Origin of the sequence: Nostoc sp. 2RC, from assembly GCF_014222165.1 — a bacterium.
In the GTDB taxonomy this organism is placed as follows: Bacteria; Cyanobacteriota; Cyanobacteriia; order Cyanobacteriales; family Nostocaceae; genus Nostoc; species Nostoc linckia.
In genome coordinates this window covers 1-19,874 of record NZ_JACKZU010000137.1, presented here as the reverse complement: position 1 = coordinate 19,874, position 19,874 = coordinate 1, and the positions used below count along the sequence as shown (strand labels likewise).

The following is a 19,874-nucleotide window of genomic DNA, read 5'->3' as shown; positions in this document are numbered from 1 at the left end:
CGAGGCTCAACCATACTCTCTGTGTTAGTTTTTGCGATCGCACTTAATTATACTTTGGCGAGAGTGACAAAAGAGGGTTAATTCAAATAAAATGCGATCGCGTATCGCATCAAAATCCACAATGTCATAAATAAAAGTAACGGCGGAGCGTTCCCTCTGTGCAGAATTTTCTTTTTGAAGATTTTGGACTTGTGTTGTTAGCGTCTCTAATTCCACCTCATACCGTGTAATACTTGGAAGAGGTTCTGAAGCGTTCCATGTATTACATGGTGAAAGATCCCTTTTAATAATTTCCTCCAGGTAATCTGCCCTGGTTAATCCTAAACATTCAGAGGCAATACCTAATTTCTTCCAAGTATCGTCTGTTAGTCGCAAAGAACGTACTTCACGGTAGTCATCGTTCTTGAGTGTAAACTTACCTTGAATATCCCTTTTCATCTTTTTCATAAATCCTACCTCCATGTAATACACGGATATTATAGAGCAAAACTCTACCAGAAACTAACCGTGTCTTACATGGATAGATGTTGAAAAAGTTATGGGTGTTTGCTGTCTTTACATGACAGCTAGTGCAGCAAACCGCGATATTCTAGTCGTAGCATGAGGTATACCATTTAACCAAGACACTATGCGAACAACATTGATGGCAACAGCTGTGATTTGGTGCTGTAACCGGATTTTTGGTAGATTGCGGTAACGTGCTTGCCGTAAACCGAAAGCATTTATTGCTTGCGACAAAGTTCCTTCAACACCAGCACGGGTGTTATAACGCTCTTTCCACTCATCAGTATCCTGCTGTTTACGGATAGTTTGAAGAATCTGGTGTTCTTGTTGTGGGCGCAATCTTAATTTTCTTGGCTCACTTTCACTTTTTGATTTGATACATAAGTGTCTGAAATTACAGATTCGGCAGGTTTTGGCAGGAAATTTGACATTAATTCCTGAATTCCCCCAAGGGTCAATCGAAGGAGTCAAAGTTGTGCTTTTTTGTTCTTGAGGACACGTAACTGTTTTTGCTGACCAGTCAACTGTAAACTTGCTTATGTCATACCCACCTGGTGTTTTCGCTTGCCAACTCACATTTGGGCGTACTGGGCCAATCAGTTCTATATCAAAATCAATTTTACTTTTTACCAGTAATTCACTATCTACGTATCCCGCATCTACGATATGTTCTTTTGGAGATAAGCCTTTTGCTTCAAGAGATAAATGAATTGGTTGTGTTTGGTCTACATCGGATAGATGGGCTTGGGTCGTTTCTACATTTGTAATTAAATGGACATCGTTAGTATCACAAGTTTCCGTGATGTGTACCTTATAACCAGTCCAGGTTGTGGTGCGTTTGTTACCGTAACGGGCATCAGTATCATAAGGAGAGTCAAAATGCTGCCCTGCCGGGGGTAAATCTGCTGCGTTACGCCAACATAATTTACCTGGTTCATCGTCTTTTAGATTTGTATAATCTATATAGTATTGATGCACCCAAGTTTGGCGGAGAATTTCTATTGCTGGTATTTGCCGCAGCCATTGAGGTGTCGTTTCTTGTTCGTATATGGCTATTAATAGCCGCATCCCATCATTACCAATAGTTTCAGCTAATTTATATCGAGCAGTCACCCCTTTGGGTAAACGGTACTCTTCTAACGCACGTCCGTAACGTTCAAACCACTCATGGGGAACCCAAGAGCGCAACCATTCTGGGGCAACTGTTGCCACTGCGTTTAATGCTGCACGTAAAGTTTCGGCTACAGTTTCAAGACGATTCAAGTTGCGAATTGCTGCTAGTACGTGGGTTGAATCGGTGCGCTGTTTTCCTTTGTCTTTAATAATTCCTTTTTCTTTTAATTGCTTTAACAGGATATCTAGTAATTTCTGTTCAGCACTTCCTTTGATTATTCGGACTCTAAACTCGCAGATTACACTAAAATCAAACCCTGGATCTGTTAATTCCAGGGAGAGCGCATATTTCCAGTCAATTCGACTGCGAACTGCATCTGCTGCTTGTCTGTCAGTCATATCCTCAATATATTGCATGACGCAGACTAAAGCTAACCGCCAAGGACTAAAAGCGGGTTGCCCAAGTGTGGGAAACAGTGCTTCAAAATCTTGGTCGTTGTAGAGAGTACCGATTTCATCCCTCATTGTCATGTAGAGATTGCCTTTTGGGAAAGCGGCACGAGCCACACGCACTGTTTCAGAAGGGATGGGGTCTATGGCTTGCGGTTGAATCACTCAATTCCTCCTTCACCGCAGGTGATGGTAGATGCTTGTTGATCAACATCATCCCACTTTCCTTAAAACTCTGCTTACTGGGAGCATTTGTTGGGTTTTCAAATGTGAAGAAATATTTCGCCAACAGCATCCATTGATACTCACGCCCCGCCCTAACCTAGCAGCAAGATCCGTCAGCGATGTATCTAGTTTTCCGGCCTCCGGCACTGGATATCCCGCAAGTTCCAAAATGGATATATAGGAAATTCCATAAAAATCACTAAGTTTACGCAAGATCGCTGGAGAAGGCGAACGAATTTTGCCTGTCTCTAACTGACTAAGATAAGCATTGGAGATACCTGTTTGAGTTTCAACTGCACGCAGAGTCAATTTTTGATGCTGACGAACAGAAGCGAGAAATGAACCTAATTTGTTTAATTCTTGACTCATATACCAATGATATCAAGCTTGCTAAATATGTCAAGCACGCTAACTTTGTCAAGCAAAATCGCTTGGGAATTTCATGTTAAGAAACGTAAAGCATTGCGTTACTTGTGTTGTGAGTGTAAGAGTAAAAATTATTGAAAATCGTCCTCACGGGAGGTAAAACGGGAAATCCTCTGTTTGCCACAGTCCGAGGCTATTGCATAAGAGAGGTTAGAAACTTTGGTTGCACCAGTCGCAGAGATATAGACAACCCGTGCGTGGGGTAGAGCATTTTGTAACAGCAGCCCAACAATGCCTCAACAAAAGTTTTCCTGGGGAGCTTGTGTCACAATGGCACGACTCGTATCAATCCGTAGCCAGCCACCGCGCCTGTGTCAGCATTGAAATCCCTAGTAGTCCATGAGCTTGCCCACTTGTTGCACCGCAATCATGGTGATGGGTTTTGGGTAACGCTGTCATGTGTGATGCCGGACTGGAGGGTGCGAAAGGGGCAACTGGAATCTTGGAGGGTGCGGGTGTGGCTGGGGATTGGCTGAGATAGGTTGGAGCGATCGCTTGTAGAAAATATTGAGTATCTATTCCTACTTTGCCTACCAAATTCATGTTGAGGCTTCTGTTGAATCAATTTGCCTTTCTATTTCTTCTAGAGTTGCGGTACTAAGCAAGTTGTTTAATGCAATCGCTTTTAAATTTGAGTTTTCTAACTTTTTCGCTAGTCTTTCAGCCCAAAGTGTATACTTATATGCTTTCTGCCCTCTTGTTCCTTTTACGCCTTTAATAGAATCTAATATCAGTGCGTTCTTTCCCCTGATGACTTCAATGATGGCTTCGGTTGGTATCTCCACCTGACAATCCTTTCAGTTGTAATATGCTGATTTTACAGCAACTAGGAAAACATTGTCTTTTCACGATTAAAACTGCCCTGGAGAAGAACCAGAGCAGCATTAGAGAAGGAAAGATAGATTTTATTTATAAGAGAGCTTTGATAGTTGTAGCTCTCTGTTTACATATAAAGAATTTGGTATATAAGGGGATACAGTTTAAGCTCTGCACTTTCCGGTTAATTTCCAGTAAACAAATTAATTTCCCAGCTTGAGTTATTCACGTTTTTTGTAAGTGCATATTATTGAAGCGGCTGCAACAACCTCTGCCACAACCTTGTGTACCTCTGCCGATCGTTTGTAGTTCGCACAGCAAGGGATATCGCTTTCTTAGAGCCGACTACAATTGCCAATTTCCTAGCACGGGTTAATCCAGTATAAAACAAATTCCGCGTTAACATCATGTAGTGCTGGATATACAGTGGAAGTATGACTACAGGGTATTCACTGCCCTGGCTTTTATGTATACTTATACTCCACGCTAGCGTAATTTCATTCAAATCCGCATAGTCGTAAACCACTCTTCGCCCACCATAATCAACAACAACTTCCTGTTCTTCCGTATCGATATTTAAAATAGTCCCCAAATTGCCATTGAACACTTCCCGGTCGTAATCATTAGTCTGCTGAATGACGCGATCGCCCACCCGCAGAATCATCCCACCCCGGTTAATCTCTACCTTTCCCGGCGCTGGCGGATTTATCAGCTGCTGCAAAACAGTATTCAGGTTGCGCGTCCCCACCAAAGAACGTGACATCGGAGATAACACTTGCACATCCGTGGCTGGATTAAAACCAAGCCGTAGAATGAATTCGCTCACTAACTCGCAGATTGCCTGTACCCCATGCTCCGGCTGATGACCTCCACCATGCCAGAGGCAATCTGACACTGGATTGTCGCTAATTGGCTCCATTGTAGGGTAATCGCAAGAGTTGATTTGGTGGGCGGCGATGACAATTGCGCTCTGCTGGGCTTGGCGAAATACCTGGGTCAACCGCACTACTGGCACTCGAAGAGAATTGATCAGATCAGCCAACACTTTCCCCGGGCCAACTGATGGTAATTGGTCAATATCGCCTACCAATAATAGTTGCGCTCCTTGTGCTACAGCTTTCACCAAAGAATGTGCCAGAAACAGATCCAGCATCGATGCTTCATCAGCGATAATTGCGTTGTGTGGCAAAGGATTTTCATGATCCCGCTTGAAGCCCATTGTCTTTGGCTCGAATTCCAGCAGGCGGTGTATGGTTTTTGCTTCTAATCCTGTCATATAGGCTAATCGCTGTGCTGCTCTGCCTGTTGGTGCAGCCAGGGCAATGGATTTTCCCATTGCTTTCCACAGGCTAACGATAGTATGTGTAGTGAAGGTCTTGCCAACTCCTGGCCCACCAGTGAGAACCATAACTGGAGAATATGCCGCTTTCTCTACCGCTTGCTGCTGTTGTGGTGATAGTTGGATTTTGCGACTGGTTGTAAATCTTTCTATCCAAGCACGAACACGAGGCATATCCTGTACAATTGGCTGGCTTAACCGTCGAGATATCATCTGCGCCAAATTCATCTCAGTATGAAAGAACGTTGGTTTGTAGCACAGTAGCAGCTTCTCGCCATCATTGCCCCGCACGATTTCTCTGATTAATTCTTCTTTTGCCCCCATCTGTTTAATAATGTCAGCGATCGCTTCTCCTGTTGGCTGATGGTCATCTGTTGCTAACAATTTTGCGACTTTCTCGATCAGTTCTGGCTGTGGTAAGTAGCAGTGACCATCTTCGGCTGCTTTGCTCAATGCGTGGATGATGCCAGCACAGTATCTAAAGGAAGAATCCGTTGGTACGCCTAAGTTACGCGCAATCTTGTCGGCAGTCAGGAAGCCAATGCCGTAAATATCCGTTACTAGTTGGTAGGGGTTAGAAGTAACTGTGGCGATCGCATTGTCCTGGTACTGCTTGTAAATTTTGACTGCATAAGTTGTCGAAACTTCATGACTTTGCAGGAATACCATCACTTCTTTAATGGCTTTCTGTGTCTCCCAAGCATTCTTGATTAGCTTGATCCGCTTTTTTGCAATGCCTTGAACTTCGATTAGTCGGTCAATCTGGTTCTCGATGATGTCGAGTGTTTCTAAACCAAAGTGTACAACGATGCGTTTGGCAGTGACAGGCCCAACACCTTTGATTAATCCACTGCCCAAGTATTTCTCAATTCCGGTAAGGGTTGCTGGCTTGGTTTCTTTGTAATTGGTAACTTGGAATTGTGGCCCATATTGCGGATGTTCTCGCCAGAAGCCAGTTAACTGTAGTGTTTGCCCTGGCTGGATATTGGCGAAGCTGCCGACAATGGTGGTGAGCTCCGTAGAACGCGAACTCTTTAAACGCGCTACGGTATAGCCAGATTCTTCTGAATGGAAGGTCAGGCGTTCGACTACACCAGTGATGGTTTCGTAGTGGGGGGTGGCGTTTAGTTGTTGAGTAACTGGAGTTATGGGCGTGGACATTGGTTTTTAGAAATGCCGCACATTATTTTAAACGTAAAAGTAGGTTTCTTTTAGTACATAAATACTATCTTAAATCACGCCCAGGTAACAAGCATCTTGAGATATCAAAATCACAAAAAACCATACAATTTTTGATACATTAATTTTAAGATACTAATTTTGCTGCTAAATCCAGAGGCATTAATGCGATGCAAGTTATTCACGGCACCTGGATACCAGACCAAACAACTGAATTTATTCAATCTGGTTCTTTTTATCTATGGATAGAAACTTCTGTAGCTAAACAAAGCCGTACTCGACAGCAGATTCATCCTAGACATTTATCACAAGAAGAATTAGTCAGTTTCTTAGTGCAAAATCTGGGATTTAAAGAGACACCTCTACAATTAAAAGAACGCATCTCCACCAAGTGCTTTGCTCTGCCAACTGTCAATAATCAGCCCATCCCTTCACCAGAATTAATTAAGTATCTAGAGTTTGAATTTCCGGAAAGTTATGAAGATTTCCAATATTGGAACGTCATTTGCTATGAAACAGTAGTCTCTGTTAAAGGCAAAAAATTAATCAATATTGTCAAACTCCTCAAAGATATTCATTTTTTAGCACTTTACAATGCAAATGAATTCCAAATTGGTTCAGATTTACTATTCTGGTATCATTATACGCAAGCATTTAGACAAATAATTTTTAAAGACCAATACATTCCAGCATTAAAATATCGAGCCTTAGCAGAGTTAAAGAATAAAACACGTAATCACAAAAGTAAAGACCTATCCTCAAAACAATTTGAGATATATGCTGTTTGGGAAATTATTTCTGAGCAATATGAAGCAAATATTCCAAAATATCTTGAGTATATGCCACTTCTTTGCACAGCAGGTAGTCACCATCCAGAGCAACAAATAGAATTTTTCGACAAAGAAACGCTTTTACGACATTTTTCCGAATCTCTTCTCCAAAATCTAGTAACTGATACAATCTCCACAACTGCCTTTGATAAACAAATAGCAGATTCTCTGATTTACTATTGTCTGAATCAAGACAAATTTAATCCATTAAAAACAGAAAGTTTTTTACTCCAATACCAACAATGGTTGGCATGGAAAAACAGAATTCAGCACACTCAATCTAACTTACCCTTTCATCTGTGCTTTCAACTGCACTCTCCAACTGCCCAAGATGTAGACAATTGGCAGATTCAATTTTTGGTATCTAGTAAACAAGATCCTTCTTTAAAGCTGGGATTAGCAGATTACTGGTTGATGAATCAAAAAACCAAAGCTAGCATTCACAAACAGTATGGTCAAGATTTTGAAACTAATTTACTGCTGAACCTGGGCTATGCTGCTCGGATGTATCCCAAGCTTTGGCAAGGGTTAGAAACAGAGTGTCCTGTCGGAATGCAGCTTACCTTGGATGAAGCATTTGGCTTCCTCAAGGAAAGTGCTTGGGTGTTAGAAGATTCGGGTTTTAAAATTATTGTCCCGGCTTGGTACACTCCCGCAGGTCGCCGTCGCGCTAAAATTCGCCTCAAAGCATCAACCAAAAAATTAACTCCCACAAAGGGTGAAACCAGAAGCTATTTCGGTCTAAATTCCCTGGTGGAGTATCAATATGAATTAGCAATTGGCGATGCTACTGTTACAGCAAAGGAATGGGAACAACTAGTTAATACTAAGGCTCCCTTAGTACATTTTCGCGGTCAATGGATGGAATTAGACCGGGATAAAATGCAGCAACTACTCCAATTTTGGGACTCTCACGGTTCGGAGCAACCGCAGATGACTTTGCTGGAGTTCATGCAACGTACTGCCGAGGCTGGAGATGATTGGGAAATTGAACATGACCAAGCTTTATCACAAGTTATGTCAAAGCTGCAAGATAAAAGCCAATTGGAGCCAATTTCACAACAGCTTTTGCAGCAAGGTACTCTGCGAGAATATCAAAAGCGTGGGGTGGCTTGGCTCCAATATCTGGAAAAATTAGGCTTAAATGGCTGTTTAGCAGACGATATGGGACTGGGCAAGTCTGTACAAGTAATTGCGAGATTAGTACAAGAAAAACAGACATTTAAGCCCCTTTTACCCACTTTACTAATTGCTCCTACTTCCGTTGTTGGCAATTGGCAAAAAGAAATTGCCAAGTTTGCTCCTGATTTAAAAACTCTTGTTCATCATGGCAGCACGAGGCTACAAAATGGGGTAGATTTTTCCGCGGCTTGTCAAGAACACGACGTAGTAATTAGCTCTTTTACTCTAGTTCGTAAAGACGAAAAGCTCCTCAGCAGTGTGAAATGGCAACGCATAGTTGTAGATGAGGCGCAAAATATCAAAAATCCAAAAGCTGCACAAACAAAAGCTATTCTCAAACTTTCGGCTCAACACCGCCTGGCTTTGACTAGCACTCCCGTTGAAAATCGCTTATTGGATTTGTGGTCAATTTTTAACTTTCTCAATCCTGGGTATTTGGGGAAGGAAGCACAGTTTCGTAAGTCTTTTGAAATCCCCATTCAAAAAGATAATGACAAAATTAAATCAACTACTTTAAAGAAATTAGTTGAACCTCTGATTTTGCGGCGAGTCAAAACTGACCAATCTATTATTAGCGATTTGCCTGATAAAGTAGAACAAAAACTCTACACTAACCTGACAAAAGAACAAGCATCGCTGTATGAGGTTGTAGTTAAAGATGTCGAAGAACAATTACAAAAAGCCCAAGGCATCCAGCGTAAAGGTTTAATTCTCTCTACATTGATGAAACTCAAGCAAATTTGTAATCATCCAGGGCAGTTTCTTCAAGATGGTAGTGAATTTATTCCAGAGCGATCGCATAAACTCTCTCGTCTGGTCGAAATGGTAGATGAAGCTATGTCCGAAGGAGAAAGTCTCCTCATATTTAGTCAATTTACCGAAATTTGCCAACAGATTGAAAAGTATCTCAAACATCACCTGCATTGTAATACTTATTATTTACATGGGGGTACTACTAGGGAGCGCCGGGAGCAAATGATTACTGAATTCCAAGACCCACAGACAGAACCATCTGTATTTGTGCTGTCCTTAAAAGCCGGTGGTGTTGGTATTACTCTGACTAAAGCTAATCATGTTTTTCACTTCGACCGTTGGTGGAACCCCGCAGTTGAAGACCAAGCTACCGACCGCGCTTTTCGGATTGGTCAAAAAAAGAATGTTTTCGTACATAAATTTGTAGCAATTGGAACTTTAGAAGAACGTATTGACCAAATGATTGAAGATAAAAAGAAACTTTCTTCATTGGTGGTTGGTAGTGATGAATCTTGGCTTACTGAATTAGATAATGATGCCTTTAAACAACTTATCGCTTTGAATAAAACTACTATTTTGGAGTAAGTACTATGCCTAAATTTAGTCGCACTTGGTGGGGTGAGCGTTTTATTAAAGCCTTAGAAGGTTTTACCGACGATAATCGACTTCAACGAGGACGTTCTTATGCTCGTGGTGGTAAAGTCAAGAGCTTTGAGATTGAACTCAATAAAATTACTGCTCAAGTTAAAGGCTCTATTAATCCTTACTTTGGAGTTTATAAAGAACCAACATATAATATAGTCATTGAAATTACACCTATTCCCAAAACACGGTGGAATGAAGCTATTCCCAAGATTGCTTCTAAAGCCAGTATTGTTTCTCGATTGCTGCTCAATGAAGTTCCTGAAAATATTGAGGAAATTTTTGCCCAAATAGGCTTACATTTATTACCTCATAGTAGCAAAGACTTTAAAACTAAATGCTCTTGTCCTGATTATGCTAATCCTTGTAAGCACATTGCTGGTGTCTATTATCTGGTAGCTTCTCAATTAGATGCTAATCCATTTCTATTATTTGAATTGCGCGGATTATCTAAAACAGAACTTCAAGCAAAATTAGCAGCTTCTCCCTTGGGCAAAGCACTATCAACATCTCTTTCGCAGCCTGAAGAGTTTAACATCCAAAAGAGTGAATCTTTTTATACAAAAATAGAAAAGCGGACTGTTCATCAAAAACCGAATCTTCGGGAGTTTTGGCTAGGTAGTAAGCGATTGCCCTCAACTATTGAAGCGCCCAATGATAGTGGCATTTCAGCAATTTTAATCAAGAAGGAAGGAGATTTCCCTGCTTTCTGGCAAAAAGATAGTTCCTTCATCGAAACTATGGAGGAGCTTTATCAACGTGTCAAAACTAAAAATCAAAACTTGATTTAAATAACTGGGCGGCAATCTCTTTCTCACCGCAATAGGCTAATTCATATCTATAAATCAAAATCTAGAGAAAATGTTTCATTGCCTGAATCTTCTTGTTCAGGGTTGGTTGATACGCTAGTAACAGACTGTCGGGATGCTCCCGAATTAATATCTATTCCATTGAAATCGGATGTATAAGCTATTGGTTGCTGTATATTCAACACTCCTTTTTTGAATGCAAAATAGCAGTCAATGATGAAATGAACCGTCTCTAAATAGCTTTTGTCTAATTGTTTAGCCTCCGCTATTATGCGTTGACGATAACTATTTCTGATACGTACTTTATCTGAGACATTATCTTGATTATTGAGCATTGCTTTGTCCTACTGGGTTTTTAAGAATTTTTATTGACTATTGCTTTGGCCATCTCTAATAGCCCGACTGCATTAGCCTCTACCGGATTTTCCAGGACTTTGAAGCCATTTTTCTCTAACAGCTTTTTGTACCCTGGCAACAAACAGCCGCCTCCTATTGCCCAAATTTCATCGCCTTGGTGTTTGGCATCCAGTGCCATACCTACTACTTTTTTCAAATATTTTTCATACCAATCCTTAAAACAAGCCATGTAAACATCTTTGATATCAATGTCACGACTATATCTGGTGTGTTCGTTTTCTAAGCAAAATCGCACCTTTGATGCGTCCCCAACTTTACCCCCATTAAGATGTTTCATTTTTTGGGCAATCTCATCGATGAGAACTTCTACACCGACTGGGTAAGGTGTGTGTACTTCCCGTTTGCCTTGAGTGTATCGAGAATACAGCGTTGTGCCATTGCCAAAGTCAATCACTGTTAACTTTTTGGGAAGGGAGCGCCCAAACAATGCCCCCATTCCTTCTGGAACAACTTTTAGCACTTCTACCTTGACTTCTGAGGGTTTGCCAGCAAGGACAGGAAGGTATTCTCCATTGAGGACTTGCGTTAAGTTTTTTGCTAGAGCAACATCATGTAAGCTGACGACTAACTTTAAATGCCAAGCTTTGCGGTGTGGCAAATGTGCTAATGCTCCCAATAGAGTCGTTAGAGCATTCTTGATTTTGTTTTCATTGCTATCGGTGTTGCGTTCAAAATGATTTCCAGCACGAAAAGCAGATTCACCGACTGTATAAGCTATTCCATTAAATTCTACGCGTCCGGGAACGTCTTCCATGTCTGCTGTAGAAATATAGCTGGGGACTCTTACAACATCAAAGCCATCGACTAAAAGTTTCAGGCTACCGTAGCCATTGTCAAAGCCTGCCGGAAAAATTTTTTGCAGTGCGTGGATATTCGACATTGGGGTTAATTGCGGCATAAAATCACAACTTTTTGAGGATACCCTAAATGGTGGTTAATTGTAACCCATATAACCTCCATTTAGCACCCATGACTTCACCTAATATATTTGGGTACTATATGACCCCTATTTAGCCACTATTTGTGATTTTGAATTTTTTACCAGGTTCACTTATTTTTAAAAATTTGAAAAAACTGGTTCGGGGGTCAAACAATTTTGGGTCTTGAATTCAAACGCGATCGCTCTGTACAGAGGATGGATAATTTTTAATTAAAGATGTTGAATTTCTTTTCTCACAAAGAGAATCACTGCTAGGCTAATTTATTAGACTACTATTTGCTAACTGGTTCAGCCTTTTCTACGAAGTCATCATTCAATCCCAATGTCAATTGCAAAGGAGTCCGGGATGGGTAAGCCTTTACTACCTGTCGATAAACATCATAGTTAGTAGGTAGTGTTTTTTGTTGCTCACCCACCCCATAAGTAATTTGATATTTCACTGTTTTCTGTAGTTCTGGTTTGCCTGCCTCTTCTTGAAGTTTTTTGCGTTGTTCTACTTCATCAATGCTTGGGCGTGCTGGTAAAGTCGGCCACCATAGTCCTTTATCGTCGGGGCCGATAACTGCTCCTGCTGGTTTCAATCCATTCTGGTTTAGTACTGATGCAATGCCAAAGCTTTCGATTCGCGGCTGGGGTGCATTAGTTAAGTTATTCGCATACTTTACTTGCCAGGTATAACTGGTAAGTGCTGTCGCTTCGTACTGCTCAACACTAGTCGTGCTGCAACTTGTCAGGCTCAGGGCTGTTAGTAAAATTAACGGTGCAGTTAAACAGGTCAGCTTTGGCATTATATCTTTCCAAGAATTCTTAATTAATATCCTGTACTATCATTTCTTCCAAGGTGAAGGGATTGCGGTTATCGATAGTACCTCTGCCGTACTCAACTTGATTGCGGTTTTACCACAGTTAGGGCATTCCACGTTCACCAGAGTGATGGAAGGTCGTCCTTTGAACTCTCCCATTATTGGTTCACCTCTAAACTCGCTAATGATTCCCTGTTGACAGTGCCAACATTCAAAAATTACTCTTCCTACTGGTTTATTACAATCTAAAAACTTGATGTGCTGAAACTGATCTCTTAACTCTGGCTTTTGAGTTCGAGGTTTTGATGCTCTGGCTGGTTTAGGCTGCTGCTCCGGGTTAATAGTGTCAGCCATCGCCACTTCATTCTGCTGCTGTGGTAGCTCACCAATGTCTGAGATGGGTTGATGTTGAGATGATTGTAACTCTGTTGAGTTATCAGTAGAATTTGGATTAGATTGTGGCTGAGTTTGTGTAGGTTGTTGTTTCGGTAGTTTAGATGGCCGCTTAGTAGATTTCATATTTCTTCTCCATTTATCAAAGCCTCTATTTGAGACAACAATTTTTCTACCTTGGATTGTTTTTTAGGGTTATCCCACAATTTAGACTTTTTAAAGCGTCGCCAAGTATCATCTACACGGTCTTTTAATGAGCTTGTAGAGTCTGGTTGAGACTGCTGCTCTATTTCTTGGACTTTACGCTTGATTTCGCTCAATGATAAATCATAAGCGATCGCATCCTCTAACATCTGTTTTCGTAATTCTTCATCTTTGAGTCTAGCGATCGCTTTGGCTTTACTAGTTTCTAACTTTCCCTGCCTTAATACCTCTAACACCTCATTAGGTAGATTTAACAGGGGAAGACGATTACTAATGAATGAGTCTAATTTAATGTTACCGAGCGAGGTCAAGCAGGACTGTACTAACTCAATTACATCATTGCCAATAACGTTATTGGCAGAATTTCTCCCACGTTGTTGGTTTTGAAGATGATGCAGTAATGGTGGTACTTCCTGTAGCGAGATTTTCAGCTTTGCTGATAAAAGGCGCAAAACCCCATCTGTTTCTTCAAGATCGGTAAGTCCTGAACGAGCAAAATTTTCAATTAGAGCAATTTCTAAAGCATCTTCATCGCACAGAGAACGAATTACTACAGGAACTTCTACTAGTTCCAAAATATGTGCTGCTCTGTAGCGTTTGGCTCCTGCAACTACTTCGTGTTTATCACTATCAGGAAGAGGACGGACTAGAAGTGGTTCAATAATGCCGTTTCTTCTGGCAGAAGCAACGATTTTATCTACTTCTACTGGGTCGATGTAATATCGTAATTCTGCTTTAGGCAAAACAATTAGACTTAGGGACATACTAGTTTTAGTCTGGGTTGTATCATCCCTAAAAATAAAATCTTCTACCATACGTCTATTTTTTACCATTAGCTACCTCCAAAGCTTCGGTAAATAGATAGTCAAACTCTTTAGCTGCACGTTTAGCAGTTGCACCTGCCAAACCCCAAACAGTCGTTCCCTGTCCTGGGGCATCAGCAATTACCTGTAAGTCATACACCATTGTTTTAAGTAAAGGAAACCCTGTGTTCTTTTCTGATAAAGCTCTTTGAGCATCTTTGAGTAATACTGTTCCCTTTTTTGCTTGATTTAAAAATAAACCAACATGAGGCATTCCATGACGCATTTCTTTTGCTTGGCGTAAAATTCTTACCATTTTAGAAGTGCTGTGCATATCAAGACCAGCTGGTTTACAAGGAACTAAAGCTAAGTCACATCTAGATAAAATTGCTTTGGTTGTTTCGCTCAGGCTACCCGGGCCGTCCACAACTACGGCATCATATTGTTCTGCTAAAAGTGGAAGTTCATCAAACAAATCATCAGGATCTATCATTGTTTTGCATGGCAGTACTAAATCTTTCATCCAGTTAGTGCTACTTTGCTGTGCGTCGGCATCTACAACAATCACTGTTCCACGCTGGCTCAACCAGTATGCAAAATGCCCAGCTACTGTAGTTTTTCCTGCGCCCCCCTTTTGATTTGTTATCCCAATAATCATATTTTTGAAGTATGCTCAGTTCTGCTAATACATTTTTAAGGTAAAGCTACCACGTTAATTTACCGTTATAACATTCATACAAGCAAGGCAGTGCTTGCTTGTATGTTTCAAAAAAATTTATTCCCCATCACTCTTATAAGTCATGGGTCTGGGCTTCGCCTTCTTCTTCGGCTCCACTAAAGATTTCTTAGGCGTCCCTGGAGGACGACAGGTTTCGCAGTACAGGGGGCGTGGTCCATAAGTTTCACGAGAGGTAGATCGATCGCACTGCTTACAGACGAAATTAAATACACGTGTGTGGATTTGACGTTTGTGCGCTCTAACTGTGTACTCTTTAACTTGAATTTCTTTGCTTGCCATTGTTTAGCTGACTGCGGCTTTAATAATTGAACATAGTTAACCGCTTGACTTGAATCTTAGCCTTTTCAACTCTAGTTTTTAAGCCTTCGGTCGAGTTTTCACTAAAGCTTTGTAGGGCAATTTCTCCCTTTAGCTACGCTAAATTTTCAGGGAGCATCAGGCTTGTGCAAATTCAATTATCTACACCTAGAATTTGTGCCTCAATCTTTTGCTACTTCCTAAATTTCTCAAAAGCGTGCAGTCAAACGCTACGCGAATGACCAATGAAAACTCTCTTCTTTCTTCAGGAAAACAATAATGGATATTCAAATCGCACTCAACTGGGCAATTCAAATTTTGGTTATAGGCTTCGTCTGTGTTATGGTTATGGATTTCGTAAACGGTTTGTTCTCGCTACCAGATTATGCGATGCCTTTGGCAACGTCAAAGATGAACGCACCTGTCGCTACAAATTCTCAAGCACTCGCCCTTCAACAAGAGCCAGTCGCCATACCAATACCAGAACCACCAATAACACCAGATCCAAAAGAACAACCACAGTTGGCGCAACTGCCTGACCCTTGGGAACTCAACACAGAAATTCTACCAACTGCAATACAGCAAGAGCCTGTTGTACTTGAGTTCCCCACATTAAAGCTGCTACCGCCAGCAGCATCTCAAGCGCAACCGAAAGCTAGGGCAACCAAGAAATCTACCCAGTCCGCCACAGCCAAGAGAACCACTAAGCCTACCAACAAAACCGCAACTCAAACGGGTTCCCAATCTCGCAAGAAGTCCGCAGCTTAAATCCCACTGTCTGGTTCGGAAATCGAGCGATCTCCATTTTGCTGTATGCGTTCGCCAGGAGCGTTAGCAAAGCCATCGCTCGATTTGCATTGCTGTTAAGGAGAATGACGAGTGAATGGTTTGATTTTTAGAGCAAGTTCCCCAAGTTCGCTTCTCTAGGGTTATTTAACAAATTCGGCGGGTTTAAGTCCCCCGGTTCCAGGGGCAGCAAGTTTTGTGTCGGGGTCTAACATCCCCGTCACAAAACTCACTTGCGACTTGCGACTTGTTTTAACTGTTGCCTTAGCTGTGTACTACTTCAATCCCACCAATAACAAACAACGACTGCATCACGAAGGTGTTGAATATCATTACCATCTAATCGAGTTCTCAGTTGACGCTTCAACCGAAAACTATACTCCTCATTTGTGCCATCAGTTACTTCTACTGAATCAGCACGCCATTTTTTACCTAAATCTAAAAGCTGAGATACTTTTGTATCTTGGTTTTCAGTCAGGATGTAGAGTGTATCGGCAGGATAGGACACGAAATGGATAATGCTAGTTTCTGGCGTTGGACGATAGTTAGCCATTGCTAAAAGTGTATCAATAACACCACCAAAGCTTAGACCATTTTCATCTGGTGCAAAAATTGGTTTTGTAAACAGAAAGCTTGACCATAAATCTGTATGCTGTGAAAGGTCAGTAATCACTTTTTCGCCGTTGAACTGATTGAATCGACGCTGCCAAACCAAAGCAGCAAAAAGTTCTTGAGGAGAATAGGATTGAGCAATAGCCTGGATTTTGTTTAAATCAAGCATAGTTATTTATTAGTTAAAATATGTATTTAAGAGTAATGCTCAAGTCAGGAGTTTATGACCACAGCAGTCAAGAAACTTACCCTTGAAGAGTACCTTGCCTATGATAATGGCACGGATACCAAGTATGAACTTGTCGATGGGGAATTGGTTGAAATGCCACCAGAGAGCGATAGAAATAACTTAATTTCTCTGTATCTACTGTCACAGTTTCTCAAGTTTGTCCCGATTCAACTTATCCGCCATAAAGATACAGAACTTGTGGTCATAGGCAACCGAACTCGTGTGCGACTGCCAGATTTGATGATTTTGACACAAGAATTACTCGAAGCAATTGCAGGCAGGCGAGCGACAATCACCCCAGATATGCCTTCGCCAACAATGGTAGTTGAGGTAGTATCTCCAGGAAAGGTGAATGAAGATAGAGACTACCGCTATAAGCGTTCTGAGTATGCAGCACGGGGTATCCCTGAATATTGGATTGTTGATGCCCACAAAGCCCGAATTACTCTGCTGACTCTGGTTGATGGGCTATACGAAGAAACGGTATTTCAGGGAACGGAATTAATCAAATCAGCGACGTTTCCTATGCTGGATTTGACCGCAGCCCAAGTATTAGCAGCTGGACAGATCTAGAGTGCAACACTTAAATCCTATTTTATACGGTGTGACAACTTTCACCGCTAATTGCAAGCAGTATAGCGGTGAGAGTTGTCACTTCAACAATTAGAACAATGCAAGCAGCGCACTGTGAAGAGAGTTGTAGTCCTGGGGTATGCCCCAGACGATCCCCAAGGGAGCAATTGCCACCAAAGCATTTGCAAAAGGCGTAGATGCGATCGCTGCTTGTTGTAAGACATTGCTCATAGTAACGAATATTACAAGTACTAGTAAATAGCTTTACTGGTAGACTGAGATTGTAACAATCTCCACTAATGCCATAGCAACCTAGCTCGTAACTACTCAAGATTCATAGGCAAAATCTAGCATAGGGCAACAATGCAAAAATTCCTTTTTAGTGACAAAGATAGCTTTAAAGCACAAGCCCTATTTCTTGGTAAAAAGATTAACCTACAAAGATTGGAAAACTATGATTGCTTAGCGACTATGCCTGTAATGGTGAAAGCTGGTGAGTGCGGTTGTGCTGTAATGCTAGGCTATGGTGTAGTTGTTCTGTTTAACCTTGCTCCTGTAGAAAAGGTAGACTTCTTGAGTGGGCTATCGTCTTTAGTGCATGACTCATTTAGCAACCCTGAGACAGAAGAAGTCGAAGTTCATCTCAACGTTGTCGAGAGTGAGCGAGTCAAGGAAGGAAAAATTTTCCTGCGTGAATTGAGTGTAGAACGCTTGCAGATTGTGGCTGATATTTTGGCTAAAAGTGTTGTGCTGTCGCATTATGAAATTAGCATAGCGGCAGTATTCGATCAAATTGAACCTTTTGCGGCTAGTCTCCAGCGCGAAGACCGAAGTCGGCGGCAGAGTCGCGAATTACTGCGTCAATTAGGCACAACGTTGTTAGTTCAACATAAGATAGTCGGTCGAGTCGAGATTATCGATAAGCCTGAGTTGCTTTGGGAATCGCCACAATTAGAAAACTTATATCTGCGCTTGGAGGATGAATACGAAATCCGTGAGCGTCACAATGCCTTGGAACGCAAACTAGAGCTAATTACCCAAACCGCACAAACGGTACTAGAGTTCATGCAGCATAGTAGTAGCCAGCGAGTAGAGTGGTATGTCGTGATTTTGATTGTGGTAGAAATTCTACTGTCACTGTACGATATTATATTCAAACAGTGAAAACTTACTTAATATAGCTTTAAGTTTTCCAAGGGTGCCATTCGGTTCAGGATTCTGTAATCTTGATAAATACGCACTGCACTGCTGATACCAAAGAAACTATGCCAAAAAATTGGGCTTTGAAAGTAGACCAGTTTTTCAATGCAAACCCCCACTGCATTATCGCCACCGTTCACGTTGACAGCTTCCCCGCCGACCTGCCGCTAGAACCCAATATTCGAGAACCCAACCGCAAAAGCTCAACATACAGACAAATCTTCGACTCCTTGACAACCGAACCCGAAAAATTCTTCTCAAGACATAGCGGAATCGTACTGTGTGCCAACAAGGTCAAACCCAACACTAAAAAGACACAGCTAGAGTTAGAAATACTTGAGGCATCCGAGGGCGGTAGCGACGGCATTATTAACGGTGGGCATACTGTTTTAGCTTTTCAGCAGGCTAGAGATTATAAGTACGACCTTACCCAAGCCAGGGTAAAAGTCACAATCCACATTGGTCTAAGTGAGGACGAAGCGAAAGACATCGCCTTGGCTTCCAATACATCTGCCCCAGTAGATGCGCGTTCTAAAGTTAACGCCAGGGGTGACTACAAATTCATCAAACAGTTTTTAGCTCAACTAGAGCGCGAACAAGAAACCAAATTCCGCATCGCCTATTATCAGAACCAAAGCGGTGCGCCCAAAAGTCCCCAGTGCAATGTCAATCACCTAATCAAATTGATGAACTGTCTGGACAGGAATAAATACAACCCAGACAGCAAAAGTAGAACCAAACACCCGCCTGTGAGCAATACACCTAGCTTAAGTGAGACTGAAAGAGAACGGTTGTCAAAGTTGTTGCCGCTACTGCCCAAGGGACTATGGATTGAGCAACGACTGTTTCAGGTAATCGAGGAACATATCACCAAACCCAGGAGGAAGGGAGTAGTTGACCTCGCTTCAATCGACTCGCGCAAAAATACGTTGTTGCCGGATAGCCGATACTCGTTTGGGTTTGCTGCACCTGCGGATATTGCCATGCCGATTGTTGCTGCTTATCGGGTGTTTTTGGATGAACAGTACAACTGGATCATTCCATTTGATGAGTTCGCTGAAGATTTTCTACAGCATTTATGGAATAACTATTACAAAAAATACTTGGTGTCGGAGAAACTCGCTGGTAATACAGTTGGGAGTAAAATCTGCCGGAATCCTGTGATTTGGGATAATATTTACGTTTCGGCTCAGAGTTACCTGAATCAGCAGTTGATGAAAATGGTTGGGTCAAAAAATAATAAGCGCGAAGAATTAAAGCTGGTGAATTAGTTAATCAAACTACTAAGGAGCTAGAAAGCTTATACTATAAGGTATATGCAATTCTTCTTATTGTGACTCGCTCTTAAATGACCGATACACCAAGCAACCGACTAGACAGGATTGAGGCAATCCTAGACACAGTAGCAGCTCAACAACAGTTAAATACTCAGGCGATCGCGCAACTGACAACAAAGCTCGACAACCTGAGCGATAACGTTAACGACCTGACCAGTAATGTCAACTCTGTATTAGCTAGAGATGCCGTACTTAACCCTCTTTTGTCACTCTCGCCAAAGTATAATTAAGTGCGATCGCAAAAACTAACACAGAGAGTATGGTTGAGCCTCG

General features: G+C 41.6%; 23 protein-coding genes. 8 read left to right on the top strand and 15 right to left on the bottom strand.

Annotated elements, in window-relative coordinates:
- Positions 1-24: 24 nt before the first annotated feature.
- The 4 genes from GNE10_RS16885 to GNE10_RS36540 form a co-directional block, all read right to left on the bottom strand.
- Complete coding sequence (locus tag GNE10_RS16885) at positions 25-447, bottom strand: hypothetical protein (RefSeq protein WP_185566180.1); 423 nt, start codon at positions 445-447, stop codon at positions 25-27.
- 108 nt (positions 448-555) lie between these two features.
- Entirely contained in the window at positions 556-2,229 is a 1,674-nt protein-coding gene (locus GNE10_RS16880) for an IS1182 family transposase (protein WP_185566179.1), read from the bottom strand.
- Between the two features lie 51 nt (positions 2,230-2,280).
- A complete protein-coding gene (locus GNE10_RS16875; protein WP_185566176.1) occupies positions 2,281-2,661 on the bottom strand; it encodes a helix-turn-helix domain-containing protein in 381 nt (126 codons plus the stop codon).
- A gap of 128 nt (positions 2,662-2,789) precedes the next feature.
- Positions 2,790-2,939, bottom strand: coding sequence for a strawberry notch-like NTP hydrolase domain-containing protein (locus GNE10_RS36540; RefSeq protein WP_397325782.1), 150 nt, complete (start codon positions 2,937-2,939; stop codon positions 2,790-2,792).
- 90 nt (positions 2,940-3,029) lie between these two features.
- Between GNE10_RS36540 and GNE10_RS36535 the strand changes: the two genes are divergently transcribed.
- Positions 3,030-3,194, top strand: a complete 165-nt coding sequence (locus GNE10_RS36535) for a M48 family metallopeptidase (protein WP_185566175.1) — start codon at positions 3,030-3,032, stop codon at positions 3,192-3,194.
- Positions 3,195-3,257: 63 nt separating this feature from the next.
- Here GNE10_RS36535 and GNE10_RS16860 read toward each other — a convergent pair whose 3' ends face one another.
- Positions 3,258-3,503: a hypothetical protein gene (locus tag GNE10_RS16860; RefSeq protein ID WP_185566174.1), complete on the bottom strand. Its 246-nt coding sequence runs from the start codon at positions 3,501-3,503 to the stop codon at positions 3,258-3,260.
- Positions 3,504-3,781: 278 nt separating this feature from the next.
- Entirely contained in the window at positions 3,782-6,034 is a 2,253-nt protein-coding gene (locus GNE10_RS16855) for an ATP-dependent RecD-like DNA helicase (RefSeq protein ID WP_185566173.1), read from the bottom strand.
- Between the two features lie 188 nt (positions 6,035-6,222).
- On the opposite strand from GNE10_RS16855, the gene GNE10_RS16850 reads away from it, so the two are divergent.
- Both GNE10_RS16850 and GNE10_RS16845 read left to right on the top strand, forming a co-directional pair.
- Positions 6,223-9,402 (top strand): DEAD/DEAH box helicase, encoded by a 3,180-nt coding sequence (locus GNE10_RS16850; protein ID WP_185566172.1) that lies wholly within the window; start codon positions 6,223-6,225, stop codon positions 9,400-9,402.
- Between the two features lie 5 nt (positions 9,403-9,407).
- A complete protein-coding gene (locus tag GNE10_RS16845; RefSeq protein WP_185566171.1) occupies positions 9,408-10,250 on the top strand; it encodes an SWIM zinc finger family protein in 843 nt (280 codons plus the stop codon).
- Positions 10,251-10,297: 47 nt separating this feature from the next.
- Here the strand turns inward: GNE10_RS16845 and GNE10_RS16840 are convergent, their stop codons facing one another.
- The 7 genes from GNE10_RS16840 to GNE10_RS36000 form a co-directional block, all read right to left on the bottom strand.
- Positions 10,298-10,603 carry a hypothetical protein gene (locus GNE10_RS16840; protein ID WP_185566170.1) on the bottom strand — a complete coding sequence of 102 codons (306 nt, stop codon included), beginning with the start codon at positions 10,601-10,603 and terminating at the stop codon, positions 10,298-10,300.
- Positions 10,604-10,623: 20 nt separating this feature from the next.
- On the bottom strand, positions 10,624-11,565 hold the full coding sequence (locus tag GNE10_RS16835; protein WP_185566169.1) for a ParM/StbA family protein: 942 nt from the start codon (positions 11,563-11,565) through the stop codon (positions 10,624-10,626).
- Between the two features lie 332 nt (positions 11,566-11,897).
- Positions 11,898-12,413, bottom strand: a complete 516-nt coding sequence (locus tag GNE10_RS16830) for a hypothetical protein (protein WP_185566168.1) — start codon at positions 12,411-12,413, stop codon at positions 11,898-11,900.
- Between the two features lie 39 nt (positions 12,414-12,452).
- Positions 12,453-12,947 carry a hypothetical protein gene (locus GNE10_RS16825; RefSeq protein ID WP_242062423.1) on the bottom strand — a complete coding sequence of 165 codons (495 nt, stop codon included), beginning with the start codon at positions 12,945-12,947 and terminating at the stop codon, positions 12,453-12,455.
- Positions 12,944-13,858: a ParB/RepB/Spo0J family partition protein gene (locus GNE10_RS16820; RefSeq protein WP_185566167.1), complete on the bottom strand. Its 915-nt coding sequence runs from the start codon at positions 13,856-13,858 to the stop codon at positions 12,944-12,946. Before GNE10_RS16820 ends, GNE10_RS16825 begins: the two co-directional genes overlap by 4 nt.
- Positions 13,845-14,486 (bottom strand): ParA family protein, encoded by a 642-nt coding sequence (locus GNE10_RS16815; protein WP_185566166.1) that lies wholly within the window; start codon positions 14,484-14,486, stop codon positions 13,845-13,847. The genes GNE10_RS16820 and GNE10_RS16815 overlap by 14 nt, the downstream gene beginning before the upstream one ends.
- Before the next feature lie 117 nt (positions 14,487-14,603).
- Positions 14,604-14,846: a hypothetical protein gene (locus GNE10_RS36000; protein WP_242062422.1), complete on the bottom strand. Its 243-nt coding sequence runs from the start codon at positions 14,844-14,846 to the stop codon at positions 14,604-14,606.
- A 297-nt stretch (positions 14,847-15,143) separates the two neighbouring features.
- On the opposite strand from GNE10_RS36000, the gene GNE10_RS16810 reads away from it, so the two are divergent.
- Complete coding sequence (locus GNE10_RS16810) at positions 15,144-15,632, top strand: hypothetical protein (protein ID WP_185566165.1); 489 nt, start codon at positions 15,144-15,146, stop codon at positions 15,630-15,632.
- 298 nt (positions 15,633-15,930) lie between these two features.
- Here the strand turns inward: GNE10_RS16810 and GNE10_RS16805 are convergent, their stop codons facing one another.
- A complete protein-coding gene (locus tag GNE10_RS16805) occupies positions 15,931-16,431 on the bottom strand; it encodes a hypothetical protein (protein WP_185566164.1) in 501 nt (166 codons plus the stop codon).
- 54 nt (positions 16,432-16,485) lie between these two features.
- Here GNE10_RS16805 and GNE10_RS16800 point away from each other — a divergent pair, with 54 nt between their 5' ends.
- Entirely contained in the window at positions 16,486-17,064 is a 579-nt protein-coding gene (locus GNE10_RS16800) for a Uma2 family endonuclease (protein WP_185566163.1), read from the top strand.
- Between the two features lie 90 nt (positions 17,065-17,154).
- On the opposite strand, the gene GNE10_RS16795 is transcribed toward GNE10_RS16800, so the two are convergent.
- The gene (locus tag GNE10_RS16795; RefSeq protein WP_185566162.1) at positions 17,155-17,295 is read right to left on the bottom strand and encodes a hypothetical protein; all 141 of its coding nucleotides are present in this window, start codon (positions 17,293-17,295) and stop codon (positions 17,155-17,157) included.
- Positions 17,296-17,427: 132 nt separating this feature from the next.
- On the opposite strand from GNE10_RS16795, the gene GNE10_RS16790 reads away from it, so the two are divergent.
- From GNE10_RS16790 to GNE10_RS16780, 3 genes are all read left to right on the top strand, one after another.
- Positions 17,428-18,228: an RMD1 family protein gene (locus tag GNE10_RS16790; RefSeq protein ID WP_185566161.1), complete on the top strand. Its 801-nt coding sequence runs from the start codon at positions 17,428-17,430 to the stop codon at positions 18,226-18,228.
- 101 nt (positions 18,229-18,329) lie between these two features.
- Complete coding sequence (locus GNE10_RS16785; RefSeq protein WP_185566160.1) at positions 18,330-19,535, top strand: AIPR family protein; 1,206 nt, start codon at positions 18,330-18,332, stop codon at positions 19,533-19,535.
- A 77-nt stretch (positions 19,536-19,612) separates the two neighbouring features.
- A complete protein-coding gene (locus tag GNE10_RS16780; RefSeq protein WP_260446912.1) occupies positions 19,613-19,831 on the top strand; it encodes a hypothetical protein in 219 nt (72 codons plus the stop codon).
- Positions 19,832-19,874: the final 43 nt, after the last annotated feature.

What these genes read in the sequence shown, in the direction of transcription:
- GNE10_RS16885 (WP_185566180.1), bottom strand. Translation starts at nt 447, where the DNA reads ATGAAAAAGATGAAAAGGGATATTCAAGGTAAGTTTACACTCAAGAAC.
- GNE10_RS16875 (WP_185566176.1), bottom strand. Translation starts at nt 2,661, where the DNA reads ATGAGTCAAGAATTAAACAAATTAGGTTCATTTCTCGCTTCTGTTCGT.
- GNE10_RS16855 (WP_185566173.1), bottom strand. Translation starts at nt 6,034, where the DNA reads ATGTCCACGCCCATAACTCCAGTTACTCAACAACTAAACGCCACCCCC.
- GNE10_RS16850 (WP_185566172.1), top strand. Translation starts at nt 6,223, where the DNA reads ATGCAAGTTATTCACGGCACCTGGATACCAGACCAAACAACTGAATTT.
- GNE10_RS16845 (WP_185566171.1), top strand. Translation starts at nt 9,408, where the DNA reads ATGCCTAAATTTAGTCGCACTTGGTGGGGTGAGCGTTTTATTAAAGCC.
- GNE10_RS16840 (WP_185566170.1), bottom strand. Translation starts at nt 10,603, where the DNA reads ATGCTCAATAATCAAGATAATGTCTCAGATAAAGTACGTATCAGAAAT.
- GNE10_RS16835 (WP_185566169.1), bottom strand. Translation starts at nt 11,565, where the DNA reads ATGTCGAATATCCACGCACTGCAAAAAATTTTTCCGGCAGGCTTTGAC.
- GNE10_RS16830 (WP_185566168.1), bottom strand. Translation starts at nt 12,413, where the DNA reads ATGCCAAAGCTGACCTGTTTAACTGCACCGTTAATTTTACTAACAGCC.
- GNE10_RS16825 (WP_242062423.1), bottom strand. Translation starts at nt 12,947, where the DNA reads ATGAAATCTACTAAGCGGCCATCTAAACTACCGAAACAACAACCTACA.
- GNE10_RS16820 (WP_185566167.1), bottom strand. Translation starts at nt 13,858, where the DNA reads ATGGTAAAAAATAGACGTATGGTAGAAGATTTTATTTTTAGGGATGAT.
- GNE10_RS16815 (WP_185566166.1), bottom strand. Translation starts at nt 14,486, where the DNA reads ATGATTATTGGGATAACAAATCAAAAGGGGGGCGCAGGAAAAACTACA.
- GNE10_RS36000 (WP_242062422.1), bottom strand. Translation starts at nt 14,846, where the DNA reads ATGGCAAGCAAAGAAATTCAAGTTAAAGAGTACACAGTTAGAGCGCAC.
- GNE10_RS16810 (WP_185566165.1), top strand. Translation starts at nt 15,144, where the DNA reads ATGGATATTCAAATCGCACTCAACTGGGCAATTCAAATTTTGGTTATA.
- GNE10_RS16805 (WP_185566164.1), bottom strand. Translation starts at nt 16,431, where the DNA reads ATGCTTGATTTAAACAAAATCCAGGCTATTGCTCAATCCTATTCTCCT.
- GNE10_RS16800 (WP_185566163.1), top strand. Translation starts at nt 16,486, where the DNA reads ATGACCACAGCAGTCAAGAAACTTACCCTTGAAGAGTACCTTGCCTAT.
- GNE10_RS16795 (WP_185566162.1), bottom strand. Translation starts at nt 17,295, where the DNA reads ATGAGCAATGTCTTACAACAAGCAGCGATCGCATCTACGCCTTTTGCA.
- GNE10_RS16790 (WP_185566161.1), top strand. Translation starts at nt 17,428, where the DNA reads ATGCAAAAATTCCTTTTTAGTGACAAAGATAGCTTTAAAGCACAAGCC.
- GNE10_RS16785 (WP_185566160.1), top strand. Translation starts at nt 18,330, where the DNA reads ATGCCAAAAAATTGGGCTTTGAAAGTAGACCAGTTTTTCAATGCAAAC.
- GNE10_RS16780 (WP_260446912.1), top strand. Translation starts at nt 19,613, where the DNA reads ATGACCGATACACCAAGCAACCGACTAGACAGGATTGAGGCAATCCTA.